This is a genomic window from Nocardia sp. NPDC057668 (assembly GCF_042799795.1).
Taxonomy (GTDB): domain Bacteria; phylum Actinomycetota; class Actinomycetes; order Mycobacteriales; family Mycobacteriaceae; genus Nocardia.
Window position 1 is genome coordinate 346,226 of sequence record NZ_JBHVIC010000001.1, and the last position, 14,550, is coordinate 360,775.

Below are 14,550 nucleotides of genomic sequence, written 5' to 3' on the forward strand. Positions count from 1 at the left end.
TCGAGGCCGGGCAGCGCCGCCGCCCGGGATGCCCGCGCGCATGGAGTTCGCCCGCGGCCTATCGTCTGGCCATGGCCATCGGACAAGCAGTTGATGTCAGCACCCCCGACGGCGTCGCGGACGCCTACTTCACCCGGCCCGGCGGCGGGGACGCACACCCGGGCGTACTGCTCTACATGGACGCCTTCGGGATTCGGCCGAACCTGTGCGCCATGGCCGACCGGATCGCGGACCACGGCTACGCCGTCCTCGCGCCGAACCTCTTCTACCGCAACGGCCGCGCCCCCGTGGTCGCACTGCCCGACTTCATCGCGAACTCGGATCGTCCGGCACTTTTCGCCGACCTCGTCCCGATGATCGCCGCCTTGACCCCCGAGGTCGCCGCGCGCGATGCCGCCGCGCACCTCGACTGGCTCGCGAGCGCGCCCGAGGTCGCGGACGGACCGGTGGCCATCACCGGCTATTGCCTGGGCGGCCGGCTGGCCTTCGTGGCCGCCGCCGCGCACGGTGATCGGATCGCCGCGGCGGCGAGCTTTCACGGGGGCAGGCTGGCGACGGACGCGCCGGCCAGCCCGCACCTGCGCGCGGCGGGCGTCACCGCCGAGCTGTACTTCGCGCACGCCGATCAGGACCCCTCGATGACCACCGAGAACATCGCGACCCTCGAGTCCACGCTCACCGAGCACGGCATCCGGTACACCAGCGAGCTGTATTCCGGCGCCGAGCACGGCTTCACCCAGGCCGACACCGAAACCTACGACGAGCCCGCGGCCGAACGACACTGGACCGCGCTGCTGGATCTGCTCGGCCGCGCGCTGCCGGGCAAGCCCTGAACTCGCCGAGGTCCGATTTGTTCAAGACCGCCCCCGCACCCCGGGCTACGGTTCACCCATGAGCATTCAATTTGACGTGGTCAGCGTGGTTGTTTCGGATATGGGTGCGGCCGTGGCGTTCTACGAGCGGCTCGGGATGACATTCGAGGAGGGTGCGGCGGACCTGCCGCACGCGGAGGCGCAACTGCCCGGCGGAATGCGGTTCGCGCTGGACACCGAGGCGACGATTCGGTCGTTCCAGCCGGAATGGCAGGCCGTGAAGGGCGGCGGCCGGGTGGGTCTGGCGTTCCGTTGCGAGTCGCCCGCGGGAGTCGATGCCACGTTCGAGGAACTGACCGCGGCGGGGTACGAGAGCGAGCTGAAGCCCTTCGACGCGTTCTGGGGTCAGCGGTACGCGGTGGTGCTGGATCCCGATGGGAACGGCGTCGATCTGTATGCGGCGCTGGGGTAATCGCGACCTAGCGGCCGAGCAACCGCGTCAGCGGCATTCCGGTCAAGGCCCGGACATCCCGGGACAGATGCGGTTGATCGGCGTAGCCGGCTCGGAATGCCGCCTCCGCCAAGGGAACACCGGCACGGGCGAGTTCGAGCGCGCGTTGCATGCGCAGGATGCGGGACAGGGTCTTCGGGCCGTACCCGAAGGCGTCCAAGCAGATTCGATGCAGATGCCGCGGGGTCAGCTCGAACAGCGCCGCGGTGTCGGCCGCGCTCGCACCCGCCGCCAATTCGGTGACGGTGCGGCCCAGGATGGGGTTCGCGGGGTCGGCTTCACCGGCGCACCAGCGCGCGATGGATTCCAGACCCGCCTCGGCGGTCGGCGCTGCCCCGAACAGATCACGGGCGCGCCGGAATTTGTCCCGCGTCCACAGCTCGGCGAGTTCGACCCGGATATCGCGCACCTCACGGGCCGGAACTCCCAGTAGCCCGGGCGCGGTGCCGGGATAGAAACGGATGCCCGTCACCCGGGTCGCCGGGCCCGCGCTCGGCGCTTGTGCCCGGGAATCGGGTCCCGCCACCACGAGCCGGTCGGCGATAACGAGCAGATCCATGCAGCCGTCGGGCAGGATCGGGGTGCTCGATCCGGGCACGATGTCGCGGGTCCACACCACCGCGCCCGCGATCTCCGACGCTCGTTCCCGATAGCCGTTCGGCAGGTCGGTCTCGGACTCCGCCGCCGGTGGGCGCGTTTGAATACCGCTGCCGGACAGTACTTTCGGCGCCGCGCGTGCGGTTGACGCGACATCGCCCGCGACGCGCTGCCGCACCTCGCGCCGCAGCCGGGTGGTGGTCATCAGTCCTTGCGAACCACTCGCTCGGGCTGACCGGGCTTCCAGATGGTGACCTCCATATGCTTGCCGTCGATCAGTTCGACCGCCGAGCCGCCGGTGATGTCCGCGGCGTAGAAATGGTCGAACTTCTCCTCGCGGAAGTCCATGCCGGTCTCCTGGAACAGGGTCTCCAGCCAGCGCCCGCGCACGCCCTCGTCCAGCACGTCGTGCACCGTGCCGAACAGCTTGGCATCGCCGTCGCCGACCTGCGTATCGACCGTGGCCGTGTGCAGGCAGAAACGCGGATCGCGTTCGAGATCCTTGAACTTGGTGGTGCCGGGCATGCCCACGAGCCACAGCTGCCCCTCGAAGACGCGGGGTTCGAGGGGGCTGATGCGCGGGGAACCGTCCGCACGGGAGGTGCCGAGCATGCAGAGGTTGCCGGTCGCGGCGTGCCGGCGGGTGAAGATGGTCGAAATACGGGGCGCGGACTCAACGAACTCGGACCAGGACGTCATTCGTTCGACCGTACTCGCGCGGTCCGACAGATTCGGGCCTCGCGCCCGATCAGCTCAGCAGCCCGTCGGCCAGACGCGCCCAGTCCGCGAGGACCTGTTTGCGGCGCACCCGGTCCCGGCCGACCATTTCGTCCAGGGTCGCGCCGCGCACCAGATTGATGGTGAGCCAGAACGCCGATTCCAGCCGGGGGCGCGGGACGTCGATGCGCGCCGCGCAGGCGTCGAGCAGTTCGACGGTCAGATCGTGCTGGACGCGCAGCATCTCGCGGCGCAGCTCGCGTTCGTTGGCGATGCCGACGTACAGCTCCACCGACGCCTTGCCGAGCTTGCCGGCGAACGGCGCGATCACCAGTTCGACCAGGGTCTCCCCCGCCGAGACCCGCGCGAGCCCGCGGACCCGCCGCTGCAGCGCCTCGCGCTGGCGCTGGGTGAGATGGTCGATGGTCTGGGCGAACAGCTCCTGCCGGGTGTGGAAGTGGTGCAGCTGCGCGCCCCTGGTGACCCCGGCGCGCGCGGTGATGTCCGCGATCGAGGCGCTCGCGTAGCCGACCTCGGCCAGGCTGTCGATGGCGGCGTCGAGCAGCAGCGCCCGCGTGCGCAGGCTCTTCTCCTGATGTTTGTTCGGGGGCAGACCGGAAACCACGCGGTCAGTCTAACCAAACCGGAATATTGCGTGCTGTCTTGCACGTAATTGGATGCTGGACGTAATGTGCTGCGCATGCCCGTCGACCGTTTGCTGCCCACCGCCGAAGCCCGCGACCTGATCGAGTTGACCCGCGATATCGCGGACAAGGTGCTCGAACCGCACGCCGCGGAATACGAGAAGCAGGAACGCTATCCCGAGGAGGCGTTCGCCGCGCTGGGGGCGGCGGGGCTGCTGAGCCTGCCGTATCCGGAGGAGTTCGGCGGGGGCGGGCAACCGTACGAGGTGTATCTGCAGGTGCTCGAGGAGCTGGGCGCGCGCTGGGCGGCGGTCGCGGTGGCGGTGAGCGTGCACGGGTTGTCGTGCCATCCATTGTTCGCGTACGGCACCGATGAGCAGCGGCAGCGCTGGCTGCCGGAGATGTTGTCCGGCAACCTGATCGGCGCGTACAGCCTGTCCGAGGCGCACGCGGGCTCGGACGCGGCGGCGCTGCGCTGCCGGGCCGTGGAATCGGCCGAGGGGTACCGCGTCACCGGCACCAAGGCGTGGATCACCAACGGCGGCAAGGCCGACTACTACACGCTGTTCGCCCGCACCGGCGAGGGTTCGCGCGGGATCTCCTGCTTCCTGGTCCCGGCCGACGCGCCCGGTCTCACCTTCGGCAGGCCCGAGGAGAAGATGGGCTTGCGCGCGGTCCCCACGACCAACGCCGCGTACGACGATGTCCTCGTCGCGGCCGATCGCCGCATCGGCGAGCCCGGCCAGGGTTTGTCGATCGCCTTCAGCGCCCTGGACTCGGGCCGGCTCGGCATCGCGGCCGTCGCGACCGGCATCGCCCAGCGTGCCCTGGACGACGCGGTCGCCTACGCCAAGGAGCGAGAAGCGTTCGGGCGCGCCATCATCGACCACCAGGGCCTGGGTTTCGTGCTGGCCGACATGGCCGCGGCGGTCGACTCCGCCCGCGCCACCTACCTGGACGCTGCTCGCCGCCGTGACGCCGGCCTGCCCTACTCGCGCCAGGCCAGCGTCGCGAAGCTGGTGGCGACCGACGCCGCGATGAAGGTCACCACCGACGCGGTCCAGGTCCTGGGCGGCTACGGCTACACCCAGGACTTCCCCGTCGAGCGCTACATGCGCGAAGCCAAGATCACTCAGATCTTCGAGGGCACCAACCAGATCCAGCGCCTGGTGATCGCGCGCGGTCTGGCCGCGGACTGAGCTATCCGCGCTTCTCGACCGGGTAGCTCAGGTGGGTCACGCGCTCACCCGGGGTGATCCGTGGATTGCCGAACTCGTGCGGGCCCGCCCCGATCCGGTCGAAGAACGGGACGCCGCCGCCCAGCAGCACCGGGACGAGGTCGATGCGGACCTCGTCGAGCAGGCCGAGCTCGAGGCACTGCTTGGCGATGGTTCCGCCGTTGACCGCGACGTCCTTGGGTCCCGCGATGGCTTTGGCCTGCTCGATCGCGGCGGCGACGCCGTCGGTGACGAAGGTGAACGGGGCGGCCGGGTGATCGGCTATCCAGCTTTCCGGCCGATGGTGGGTGACCACGACGATCGGCTTGTCGAACGGGTGCACGCCGCCCCAGCCGTCGGTGAGGTCGAACAACCTGCGCCCGACCACGTAAACGCCCGCGCCGGACACGCTTTCGGCCAGGTAGGCGTGGTCGGCGGGGGTGAGCCGGAAGGGAACCTCCGGGTGCGTGCTCGGGTAGTCGACGTCCCCGGCGGTGTACCAGGCGAAGAGCTGCTCGAAGCCGCTCTCCCCCGGCCCCGCGATATATCCGTCGAGCGACATGCTCGCGTCGGTGACCACCTTGCTCATGCTGCCTCCTGCGTCGGTCGTTGGAACGACTGTCAACAGTGCAGACCGCGCGCGGCGGCCGAATTCATCGGTGCCGATGGTCCCCGGCCGGTAGGCCGCCGCTCAGCTGACGAGGGTCAACAGCTCGTCGAGGCTGAGCTTGCCGTCGCGGTTGAGGTCGGCCCGGGCGATGATCGCCAGCGCGGCCTGCTTGGCGGCCTCGTTCGAGAATCCGTACGCCTCCACCGCCGTCGTGTACTCCTCGAGGCTGATGAACCCGTCGCCGTTCGTGTCGACCTTGGCGAACACGGCTTTGGCTTCCGCAACAGTAAATCCACCCATGACCCACTCCTTCACACGTCCAACAGCCGTTTTCGGCCACCGAAGTATCGCATCCGTTCTCCCCCAACACCCCTCACACCTGCCGATACGGCCGCCTCCCCCACCCGCCCCGAGATCGATTGTCCCGAACCGGCACTCGATGCACGATCACATTCGGTGCACACCGGCCGAAATCGGCTACGACACATCCGGTTCCCTCTTGGAAGGTGGCCGGGTGGTCGCGTTTCGATCTTGGCATGGCGAAGGGTTCGCGGGCGCCCGTCACGACATCCGCGAACCCCTGCTTCCCCTCGGAAGTGCTGCTGCCATCGACCCCCTCTCCGACGGGACGTCCGGTTGTTGGGACTCAGTTCAGGGTCAGGATCCAGGAACCGTTGCAGCCCTTGCTGGTGTTGCGGTCCTCCGAGTAGACCCAGACCCCGTCGGCGTTCGGCTCGTTGTGCACGTTCCAGGTGCCGGACGGCGAGGTGACCACGCGGCCCTTGGAGGTCAGCACCGAGACCTCGTCGGGGGCGAAGGTCCAGCGGCCGGAGTGGGTCGGGTAGTTCAGGGTGATCTCCAGGGTCCGGCCGGTGTGGTTCTGGACCACCAGGCAGGAGCCGGGGTAGCTGGGCTCGGCCGACGCGGGGGCGGCCGTGACGGCTACCGTCGCGAACGCGGCGACGGCCAGGGGGGCCGCGGCGAACGCGGCGAGCTTCGCGGTGCGGGCGGTGGTGAGTGCGGTTCGCATGGCGTTCCCCATCTGGATTTCCGGGAGTGGAAGTCTTCTTGGATGGGACGAGGGTAGGGACGGCGACCTTGCGAACGCTTATGGAAACCTTGCAGTCCGTGCGAGCGGCCCGCGCCGCGCGCTCAGGCGCGGTTCGCGACCAGCGTCACCCGGTAGTCGTCGGCCGAGATCCCCCGGTCGGTGCGCCGCGCCGGAGCCAGCTTGCGCACGTCGATCCGATAGCCCTCGACCGTCACCCCGGTATTGGGGTTGAGTTGCAGTTCCTGCCGCGACTCGCCCGCACCCGCGGTCACCGTCACGACGATCGTCGCCGTTCCCGCCCAGACGCAGTCGACGTCCTCCGGGCACCGGCTGTCCCCGGTCACCTCGTCGAACCGCACGCGCAGCCGATTCTCGTCGGCGACCGCGACGTCCCGGGGCGCGAGCGTGAACTCCGCACCGAGTGCCACGTTCTCGATACCCGGCTCACCCGGCGCGGGATCCGGGTCCCCGCACCCGGCCACCGCCAGCACCGGCACGGCCAGCATTCCCCACCACATTCGACGCACAGCGACCATGCCACCGAACTGTAGGCGCGGGATTCGATCCGGGTGATCGCAAAGGTGGTCACGCACCCCCTTTCCGATGTTTGATCTGGACTCCATTCGGTTCGAGTGAGAGGCCCGCACATGTCCGTCGAGAGATTCGCAGAGCCGGCCGCTGACGTGCGGGTGGTCAAACTCGGAGCCCACATCGGCGCGCGCGTCGACGGGGTCCGGCTCGGCGGCGGCCTCGATGCCCCGACCGTGGCCGCGATCCGCGCGGCCCTGAACGAGCACCGGGTCATCTTCTTTCGCGGCCAGGATCACCTCACCGAGGACGGGCAGTACGAGTTCGCCGAACTCCTCGGCACCCCCACCACCCCGCACCCGACCCTGACCACGGGTGCGAAGAGCCTGGCCATCGACTCCCAGCACGGCCGCTCGAACGTCTGGCACACCGATGTCACCTTCGTGGACCGCGTGCCGCAGGCGTCGATCCTGCGCGCGGTGACCCTGCCCAGCTACGGCGGCTCCACCACCTGGGCCTCGACCGTCGCCGCCTACGAGGCCCTGCCCGAACCACTCAAGCGGCTGGCCGAGAGCCTGCGGGCCCGGCACACGAACCGCTACGACTACGCGACCGAAGGCCGTGCCTCGGAACAGAACTCGGCCGCCTACCGCCGCGAGTTCGAATCCACCTACTTCGAGACCGAGCACCCGGTGGTCGAGGTGCATCCGGTCACCGGCGAGCGCGCCCTGCTGCTGGGCTGCTTCGTCAAGGAACTCGTGGGCCTGTCCGGCAGCGAGTCGCGCGCCCTGTTCCAGCTGTTCCAGAACCGCATCACCCGCCTCGAGAACACCACCCGCTGGGACTGGCAGCTCGGCGACGTCGCGATCTGGGACAACCGGGCCACCCAGCACTACGCCATCGACGACTACGACGGCGGCGAGCACCGCAAGCTGACCCGCATCACCCTGTCCGGTGAGATCCCGGCCGGAATCGACGGCGCGCGCAGCACGGTGATCGCGGGCGATGCCGGCTACTACTCGGACGCCGAAGCACCGCGCGCGGCCTGAGCCAACGCTCTCGAACAGACCCGGCGGAACACCGCCCGCCGGGCACAAGCCCATAACGGTCCCACCCGGATCGCACGTCACCGGCAAACCGCCGGCGAATTTCGACTACTGTCTAACGGCTCGCATGTCCGATGCAACGCAGACAGGAACCGATCCGGCCCCGGCCGATGAGGGGAATCCCGTGCATTTGTGGAGCTACATCCGAGGCCGTGGCGAAGTCCTGACCTTTCTGACCTATCAGCACGCGTCCCTGGCCTTCCAAACCGTGCTGGTCGGCACGATCATCGCGGTGCTGGTCGCGGTCGCGGTCTATCGCCTGCCGCTGGCCTCGGCGCTGACGCTGACCTCGAGCCGGGTGGCGCTGACCATTCCCTCGCTCGCCCTGCTGGCCCTGCTGCTGGTCCCGTTCGGGCTGGGGGTGGTGCCCTCGTTCATCATGCTGGCGTTCTTCGCGATGCTGCCGGTGATCGGTAACGCCATCGTGGGCCTGCGGTCGGTGCCCGAGTCGGTGGTGGAATCCGCGCGCGGCATCGGCCTCTCGCGCCGGCGCATCCTGCTGACGGTGGAGTTGCCCATCGCCTGGCCGGTCATTCTCACGGGCATCCGGGTGTCGACGCAGATGGTGGTCGGCGTCGCCGCGATCGTCGCGTACGTGCTCGGCCCGGGCCTGGGCTCGCTCATCTTCAACGGCCTGTCCCGCCTCGGCGGCGCGAACGCCCTCGAATCCGCGCTCACCGGAACCATTCTCATCGTCCTGATCGCGTTGGTGTTCGACGCGCTCCTCGTCCTCCTCGGACGTCTCACCATCCCGAAGGGTCTGGCATGACCGAGTTGACCGACCGGCCGCTTCCGGCGGAACGCAATGTGACCGGCGCGTCCATCCGACTGGACGGGGTCGTCAAACGCTATCGGGGACAGGACACACCGGCCGTGAAGCGGCTGGACCTCGAGATCGAGGCCGGCCACATCGTCGCGTTCGTCGGCCCGTCCGGCTGCGGCAAGACGACCACGCTCAAGATGATCAACCGCCTGATCGAGCCGACCGAAGGCCGGATCCTCATCGACGGGCGCGATGTCACCAAGGAGGATCCCGACCGGCTGCGGCAGTCGATCGGGTACGTCATCCAGTCCGGCGGCCTGTTCCCGCACTGGACGGTGGCCAAGAACATCGGCGCGATTCCGCGCGTGCTCGGCTGGGACAAGAAGCGGATCGCCGAGCGCACCGAATACCTGCTGGATCTGGTCGGATTGGATCCCGCGGTGTTCGCGGACCGACTGCCCAAGGACATGTCCGGCGGCCAGCAGCAACGCGTCGGCGTGGCCCGCGCGCTGGCCGCCGACCCGCCGGTGCTGCTGATGGACGAGCCGTTCGGCGCAGTCGACCCCATCACCCGGGTTCGCCTGCAGGACAGCCTGATCGCGATCCAGCACGAGCTGGGCAAGACCATCGTCATCGTCACCCACGATTTCGAGGAAGCCACCAAACTCGGGGACAAGGTGCTCATCCTGTCCGAGGGCGGGCACGTCGAGCAGTACGCGACCCCGGAGGAGATCCTCACCGACCCGGCGACGCCGTTCGTGCAGGAATTCGTCGGCTCCGGAGCCAAACTCGCGTATCTGACGGTGTCCCGGGTGCGAGATGTGGAGTACGACAGGGTGATCACCGCCCGGATCGGCGAACCGTCGCGGGAGGTGATCGCCCGGGCCGAGGCGTCGGGGCACAGCTGGATCGTGGTGGTCGACCGGCACGGACGGCCGCGCTCGTGGCCCTCGCTCACCGAAGTCGCCACCAAACCCGAGGTGTCGGACTTCCTCGATCGCCGGCTGCCGGTGGTGGCGCGGTCCTCGACGCTCAACGACGCCCTGGACGCGATGCTCGCGACCAGTCAGGGCGCGACGCTGGTCACCGACGGGCGCGGCGCGGTGGTGGGCTCGCTCAGTATCGACTCGGTGACCGAGCTGATCCGTACCAAGCTCGCCGAGGGCCATCCCGAGATCGAGGATCTGTCGTACGAAACCTATGTCGACGGCACCGATCCCGCGCCGACCCCGGTGGTGGCGGCCGCGGACGAGCCCGGATCACTCGCGGACGCCAACCGCGCGGCCGCCGAGCCGGATCCGGTCCCCGAGTCGGATGAGCGCTCATGAATCGATTGCGCCGCCTGCCGATCGACGTCTGGTTCGAGCCGATCATCATTCTCACCATCGGGATCGGCTACCTGCTGTGGTATCGGTCCACGACCTTCACCTCCACCGAGCAGGCTTCGCTGGCCTGGTCGAATCTGCAGACCACGATTCTGGCGCACATCAAGCTGACCGTGGTGGCGACGCTGATCGTGGTGGCGGTGGCGATTCCACTCGGCATCGCGCTGACGCGGCCGGGGCTCAAGCGGTTCGAGCCGATCGCGGTGAACATCGCCAATATCGGCCAGGCCGCGCCGGCGGTGGGGTTGCTGGTGCTGTTCACCTTCTGGCTCGGTACCGGATTCCGCACCGCCGTGGTCGGTTTGGTGGTGTACGCGATCCTGCCGATTCTGCAGAACACGATCGTGGGGCTGCGGCAGGTGGATCAGCGCACCATCGAGGCCGCGCGCGGTATCGGATTCTCGGGCGCGCGCACGCTGTTTCAGGTCGAGCTGCCGCTGGCGGTGCCGGTGATCCTCAACGGCGTGCGCACCGCGCTGGTCATTCTGGTCGGCACGGCGACGCTGAGCACCTTCATCGGCGCGACCAGCCTCGGCACGCTCATCACCACCGGCGTCACGCTGTTCCTGCCCAAACTGCTGATCTCCGGCGCGATTCTGGTCGGCCTGCTGGCGTTGATCATCGATTGGCTGGGCAGGCTGGTCGAGCTGGCCGCGACTCCGCGAGGTGTGTCATGAGGTCGGTACGGGCCGGATCGCTGGCGCTGCTGGTGGTGGCACTGCTGGCGGGCTGCGGGCTGGTGAGTTCGTCCGGCACGTTCCACGATGCGACGCTGCCGGGTGGCGAAAAGCCCTTGGACGGAGCCGAACTCGTCGTCACCTCGAAGAGCTTCACCGAGGGCGTGCTGCTCGGCAAGATCACCGCGACCTATCTGGCCGCGGCCGGGGCCAAGGTCACCGATCTGACCGGGGCTCCCGGTTCGGCGTCCTCGCGTCAGGCCCAGCTCAACGGCGACGCGGACATCCTGTGGGAGTACACCGGCACCGGCTGGGTGAACTACCACAACGAGACCGAGATCATCGCCGACCCGCAGGAGCTGTGGCAGCGGGTGCACGACATCGAGCTGCGCGAGAACAGTCTGGAGTGGCTGCCGCCCTCGAACTTCAACGACACCTACGCCTTCGCGGCCTCGGGCCCCACCGCCGAACGCCTGGGGGTGAAGTCGCTCTCGGACGTCGCCGCCCTCCCGGTGGGCGACCGCACGTTCTGCGTGGACGACGAGTTCTTCAGCCGCTCCGACGGATTCCTGCCGATGCTCGCCAAATACGGCATCCCCTACAACGAGCCGAACGGCGTCCCCGCCGCGAACGTCACCCGCATGGACGCGGGCGTGGTCTATCCCGCCACCGCCAAGAGCGCCCCCTGCAACTTCGGCATGGTCTACACCACCGACGGCCGGGTGAAGAACCTGTCGCTGACGGTCCTGGACGACGACAAGAAGTTCTTCCTCCCCTACAGCGGTACCGCGGTGGTCCGCGAGCCGGTCATCACCGAGTACCCGGTCCTGCGAACCCTGCTCGGGACCCTCTCCGAACGCCTCACCGACCAACTGATGCAGGACCTGAACGGCCGCGTGGACATAGACGGCGAGGACCCCTCCGACGTCGCCTACGACTGGCTGAAAAGCGAAAACCTGGTCGAGTAGCCGGGCCGCGCACCCGGACGATCACACGGTCGCCGCGCGCACCGGCATCGTCGGCGACCCGCTCGAATTCCGTGGGCGGCCCGGCTGATTCAGAACGGGCGGCTCATCTTGCTGACCAGCCAGCGGTTGTCGGGTTGTTCCTCGAGGGTGGCCAGGAACGTCACCGTCAGGACGCGGGCGTCGGGGGAGTTGCCGGACGTCAGGGAATGTTCCACCGAGACCAGGGCCTCGGCGGTGCGGGCGCCGAACGAGGTCAGGCCGCAGTGGGGAGCCTCGGCGGGGTGGCTGCGGCCGCGGGTGGCGGCTATCTCGCTGCGGCGGAAGGGCGCGATCTCGCTGACCTCCTCGCGCCAGTCGCCGGTGGCCGCGGCCAGGATCCCGGCGAAGTACCTGTCGAGGTCGGTGTAGTCGTAGGTCGCGAGCAGGACCGCGAAATCGCAGGCCGCGCGTTTGGCCGCGGCACGGCGGGCGTCGGTCTCGGCCGTTTCCGAGAGCTGCTGCCGCAGATCGGCAATCGTGCCGTCGCGGGTCTCGGCGGTGTCGTCGGCGGTGGTGTACAGCAGGAAGAACCCGCCCGCCCCCAGCACGCACAGCACCGCCAGTGCGGCCGAGACGATCGAGACGAGCACCGGGGTCCGGGACCCGGGGCGGGGATACGACGGCTGGGACGGTGACGCGTTCCCGGGCAGGGACACGGGGCTCCCCCTCTTCTCGGCTGTGCCGAGATGCTATCGGTAACTGCGTCGCTCACGGGTGCGGAGTGGCGGACGGGTGATACTGCTGCGATGACGGGCGCGGAGAAACAGGCCGGGGACGACCCGGTTCCGGCGTGGGCACGGCGCACGGCCGGAGAGTCACGGCTGTGGGCGACCGCGGCGGTGGTGGCGCTGCTGGTGCTGCAGTTCTTCCTGCCGGACCGGTTCACCCCCGGCCCCCGCTGGATCGTGCCCGCCGTGGGATTCGTGCTGCTGGCCGGACTGATCATCGCCAGCCCCATCCGCCTCGATCGCGAGGAAATCTGGTTTCGCCGTTTCAGTTTGCTGCAGATGGCCCTGCTCGGTTTCAGCATGATCTGGGCCGTGGTCGAGCTGGTGCTCGGTCTCATCGACGGTTCGGTCAGCAAGGACGCCGCCGGCCTGCTGGCCGCCGGCGCCGCGGTGTGGATGTCGAACGTGCTCGTCTTCGCGCTCTGGTACTGGGAACTCGACCGCGGCGGCCCGGCGGCGCGCGCCCATCACCGCCGGCCGTATCCCGATTTCCTGTTCGTGCAGATGCAGAACCCGGACCTGGCCGACCCGGAGTGGACTCCGGAGTTCCCGGACTACCTGTATCTGTCGTTCACCAACGCCACCGCGTTCAGCCCCACCGACGTGATGCCGATGTCCCGCTACGCGAAGGCGCTCATGGCGATGCAATCCGGAATCGCCCTGGTCACCATGAGTCTGGTCATCGCCCGCGCGGTGAACGTCTTCAACTAGCCGGTGCGCCGAACCTCAGCGGTTGATCCACATGTCCAGCAGCACGAGCACCACCGCGACGGCCACCAGGACCGCGGTCAGGGTCATGGACTGCCCGATGGTCATGCAGATGCCGGCCGCCATGAACAGCGCCAGCACCGGCGCCCATACGAAGGCGTCCGGGGCGCCCAGCGCCCGCTTCTTGGCCGCCGCACCGCCAGATCGCGGCGCTCCCGCGCGCGGTACGGGTCCGCCCGCGCGCTGTGCTCCGGCGTACTCGCCCTGACGACGTACGGGCCCTCGCTCCGATGTACTCACCTGCGCGACATTACAATTCGTTCGCCGCGGGCGCGCGCCGGGGGCCGGATTGCCCGGCGAACCCGCAGCGTATCGCGGTGCGGGCCGCTCACCAGCGGGCGATGCCCGCCCACCGAGCTGGCCGAGCCGGTCAGCGCGCCACCGGCCGCTGTGCCGGGCGCGCGGGTAGCTCGCAGCAGCCGACCACGCACGGCACGCCGTTCACGGTGCAGCCCAAACCCGGCATGGCGCTGAGCCGTTCGGGCGCCGCGCCCTCGCGATACTCCTGCACCAGATCCGCGACCATCCGGGCGAACCGCGGATCCGGTCCCGGCGTGGCCGCGCGCGCGAAGGCCATACCGAGTTCGGCGGCACGCTCTTTCGCCTCGTTGTCCAGATCCCAGATCACTTCGAGGTGATCCGAGACGAACCCGACCGGGCAGATCACGACCGCGTCCACGCCCCGCTCCCCCAGCGCGTCGAGGTGATCGACGATGTCGGGCTCGAGCCACGGCACCTGTGGCGGCCCCGACCGCGACTGCCACACCACGTCGTAGTCGTCGAACCCCGTTGCCGCGGCGCACAATCGCGCGGATTCGGCGACCTGACGGCTGTAGAGCGCCCGCTCCCCGGGCGGGCCGGAGGCGTCATCGGCCGAGACCGGGATCGAATGCGCGGTGAACACCAGCCGCGCCCCCGCCCGCCGCTCGGCCGGCAGCGACTCCACGGCCGCGCGGATACCGTCCGCGAACGCCTCGATCAGCAGCGGATGATCGTAGTACTGCCGCAATTTCACCAGTTCCGGGGCATCGGCGACCGCGGCGCGCGCCCGCACGATGTCCTCGTGATACTGGCGGCAGCCCGAGTACCCGCCCCACGCGGAGGTGGGAAACACCAGCGCCGAGCCGATTCCGTCGGCGCGCATCCGCTCCACGGTCTCCTCGACCATGGGATGCCAGTTGCGATTGCCGAAGTACACCGGCAGATCGATTCCGCGCGAAGCGAATTCGGCTTCGATCGCCTTGATGATGTCCAGGTTCAGCGCGTTGATGGGCGACACCCCGCCGAAGTGCAGATAGTGCTGCGCGACCTCGGCGAGGCGTTCGGGTGGTACGCCCCGGCCCCGAGTGACGTTCTCCAGGAAGGGCATCACGTCTTCGGGGCGCTCCGGGCCGCCGAAGGACAGCAGTAGCAGTGCCTCGACGGCCAC

The 14,550-nt window shown here is 69.1% G+C and carries 19 protein-coding genes; 9 read left to right on the forward strand and 10 right to left on the reverse strand.

The window, feature by feature from the left end; all coding sequences use genetic code 11:
* Positions 1-71 precede the first annotated feature (71 nt).
* Together ACFVBH_RS01695 and ACFVBH_RS01700 are read left to right on the forward strand one after the other, a co-directional pair.
* Positions 72-833 (forward strand): dienelactone hydrolase family protein, encoded by a 762-nt coding sequence (locus tag ACFVBH_RS01695; protein ID WP_378998831.1) that lies wholly within the window; start codon positions 72-74, stop codon positions 831-833.
* A gap of 58 nt (positions 834-891) precedes the next feature.
* On the forward strand, positions 892-1,284 hold the full coding sequence (locus tag ACFVBH_RS01700; RefSeq protein ID WP_354990767.1) for a VOC family protein: 393 nt from the start codon (positions 892-894) through the stop codon (positions 1,282-1,284).
* 7 nt (positions 1,285-1,291) lie between these two features.
* On the opposite strand, the gene ACFVBH_RS01705 is transcribed toward ACFVBH_RS01700, so the two are convergent.
* Genes ACFVBH_RS01705 through ACFVBH_RS01715 form a run of 3 tightly spaced genes read right to left on the reverse strand, consistent with a single transcriptional unit; the run spans position 1,292 to position 3,262 of the window.
* Entirely contained in the window at positions 1,292-2,125 is an 834-nt protein-coding gene (locus ACFVBH_RS01705; protein ID WP_378998833.1) for a helix-turn-helix domain-containing protein, read from the reverse strand.
* The gene (locus tag ACFVBH_RS01710; protein ID WP_354990765.1) at positions 2,125-2,619 is read right to left on the reverse strand and encodes a pyridoxamine 5'-phosphate oxidase family protein; all 495 of its coding nucleotides are present in this window, start codon (positions 2,617-2,619) and stop codon (positions 2,125-2,127) included. Before ACFVBH_RS01710 ends, ACFVBH_RS01705 begins: the two co-directional genes overlap by 1 nt.
* A gap of 49 nt (positions 2,620-2,668) precedes the next feature.
* Complete coding sequence (locus ACFVBH_RS01715) at positions 2,669-3,262, reverse strand: TetR/AcrR family transcriptional regulator (RefSeq protein ID WP_378998837.1); 594 nt, start codon at positions 3,260-3,262, stop codon at positions 2,669-2,671.
* A 75-nt stretch (positions 3,263-3,337) separates the two neighbouring features.
* On the opposite strand from ACFVBH_RS01715, the gene ACFVBH_RS01720 reads away from it, so the two are divergent.
* Complete coding sequence (locus ACFVBH_RS01720) at positions 3,338-4,480, forward strand: acyl-CoA dehydrogenase family protein (protein WP_378998839.1); 1,143 nt, start codon at positions 3,338-3,340, stop codon at positions 4,478-4,480.
* 1 nt (position 4,481) lies between these two features.
* Here the strand turns inward: ACFVBH_RS01720 and ACFVBH_RS01725 are convergent, their stop codons facing one another.
* The 4 genes from ACFVBH_RS01725 to ACFVBH_RS01740 form a co-directional block, all read right to left on the reverse strand.
* Positions 4,482-5,087, reverse strand: a complete 606-nt coding sequence (locus ACFVBH_RS01725; protein WP_354990762.1) for a dihydrofolate reductase family protein — start codon at positions 5,085-5,087, stop codon at positions 4,482-4,484.
* Between the two features lie 102 nt (positions 5,088-5,189).
* Positions 5,190-5,408: an EF-hand domain-containing protein gene (locus tag ACFVBH_RS01730; protein WP_354990761.1), complete on the reverse strand. Its 219-nt coding sequence runs from the start codon at positions 5,406-5,408 to the stop codon at positions 5,190-5,192.
* Between the two features lie 346 nt (positions 5,409-5,754).
* Positions 5,755-6,138 (reverse strand): hypothetical protein, encoded by a 384-nt coding sequence (locus ACFVBH_RS01735; protein WP_354990758.1) that lies wholly within the window; start codon positions 6,136-6,138, stop codon positions 5,755-5,757.
* A gap of 122 nt (positions 6,139-6,260) precedes the next feature.
* Positions 6,261-6,695, reverse strand: coding sequence for a hypothetical protein (locus tag ACFVBH_RS01740; RefSeq protein WP_378998843.1), 435 nt, complete (start codon positions 6,693-6,695; stop codon positions 6,261-6,263).
* Between the two features lie 111 nt (positions 6,696-6,806).
* On the opposite strand from ACFVBH_RS01740, the gene ACFVBH_RS01745 reads away from it, so the two are divergent.
* The 5 genes from ACFVBH_RS01745 to ACFVBH_RS01765 all read left to right on the forward strand — a co-directional run bounded on the left by ACFVBH_RS01745 (position 6,807) and on the right by ACFVBH_RS01765 (position 11,586).
* Complete coding sequence (locus tag ACFVBH_RS01745; protein WP_378998845.1) at positions 6,807-7,736, forward strand: TauD/TfdA dioxygenase family protein; 930 nt, start codon at positions 6,807-6,809, stop codon at positions 7,734-7,736.
* A gap of 181 nt (positions 7,737-7,917) precedes the next feature.
* Positions 7,918-8,562, forward strand: a complete 645-nt coding sequence (locus tag ACFVBH_RS01750) for an ABC transporter permease (protein WP_354990755.1) — start codon at positions 7,918-7,920, stop codon at positions 8,560-8,562.
* Positions 8,559-9,884 (forward strand): ATP-binding cassette domain-containing protein, encoded by a 1,326-nt coding sequence (locus tag ACFVBH_RS01755; protein WP_378998847.1) that lies wholly within the window; start codon positions 8,559-8,561, stop codon positions 9,882-9,884. The genes ACFVBH_RS01750 and ACFVBH_RS01755 overlap by 4 nt, the downstream gene beginning before the upstream one ends.
* Complete coding sequence (locus ACFVBH_RS01760; RefSeq protein WP_354990753.1) at positions 9,881-10,618, forward strand: ABC transporter permease; 738 nt, start codon at positions 9,881-9,883, stop codon at positions 10,616-10,618. The genes ACFVBH_RS01755 and ACFVBH_RS01760 overlap by 4 nt, the downstream gene beginning before the upstream one ends.
* Positions 10,615-11,586, forward strand: a complete 972-nt coding sequence (locus ACFVBH_RS01765; protein ID WP_378998850.1) for a glycine betaine ABC transporter substrate-binding protein — start codon at positions 10,615-10,617, stop codon at positions 11,584-11,586. Before ACFVBH_RS01760 ends, ACFVBH_RS01765 begins: the two co-directional genes overlap by 4 nt.
* A gap of 89 nt (positions 11,587-11,675) precedes the next feature.
* On the opposite strand, the gene ACFVBH_RS01770 is transcribed toward ACFVBH_RS01765, so the two are convergent.
* Positions 11,676-12,281, reverse strand: a complete 606-nt coding sequence (locus tag ACFVBH_RS01770) for a hypothetical protein (protein ID WP_354990751.1) — start codon at positions 12,279-12,281, stop codon at positions 11,676-11,678.
* Positions 12,282-12,371: 90 nt separating this feature from the next.
* Here ACFVBH_RS01770 and ACFVBH_RS01775 point away from each other — a divergent pair, with 90 nt between their 5' ends.
* On the forward strand, positions 12,372-13,064 hold the full coding sequence (locus ACFVBH_RS01775) for a hypothetical protein (RefSeq protein ID WP_354990750.1): 693 nt from the start codon (positions 12,372-12,374) through the stop codon (positions 13,062-13,064).
* Between the two features lie 15 nt (positions 13,065-13,079).
* Here the strand turns inward: ACFVBH_RS01775 and ACFVBH_RS01780 are convergent, their stop codons facing one another.
* On the reverse strand, positions 13,080-13,361 hold the full coding sequence (locus ACFVBH_RS01780; RefSeq protein WP_378998853.1) for a hypothetical protein: 282 nt from the start codon (positions 13,359-13,361) through the stop codon (positions 13,080-13,082).
* Between the two features lie 130 nt (positions 13,362-13,491).
* A complete protein-coding gene (locus ACFVBH_RS01785; protein ID WP_378998855.1) occupies positions 13,492-14,550 on the reverse strand; it encodes a ferrochelatase in 1,059 nt (352 codons plus the stop codon).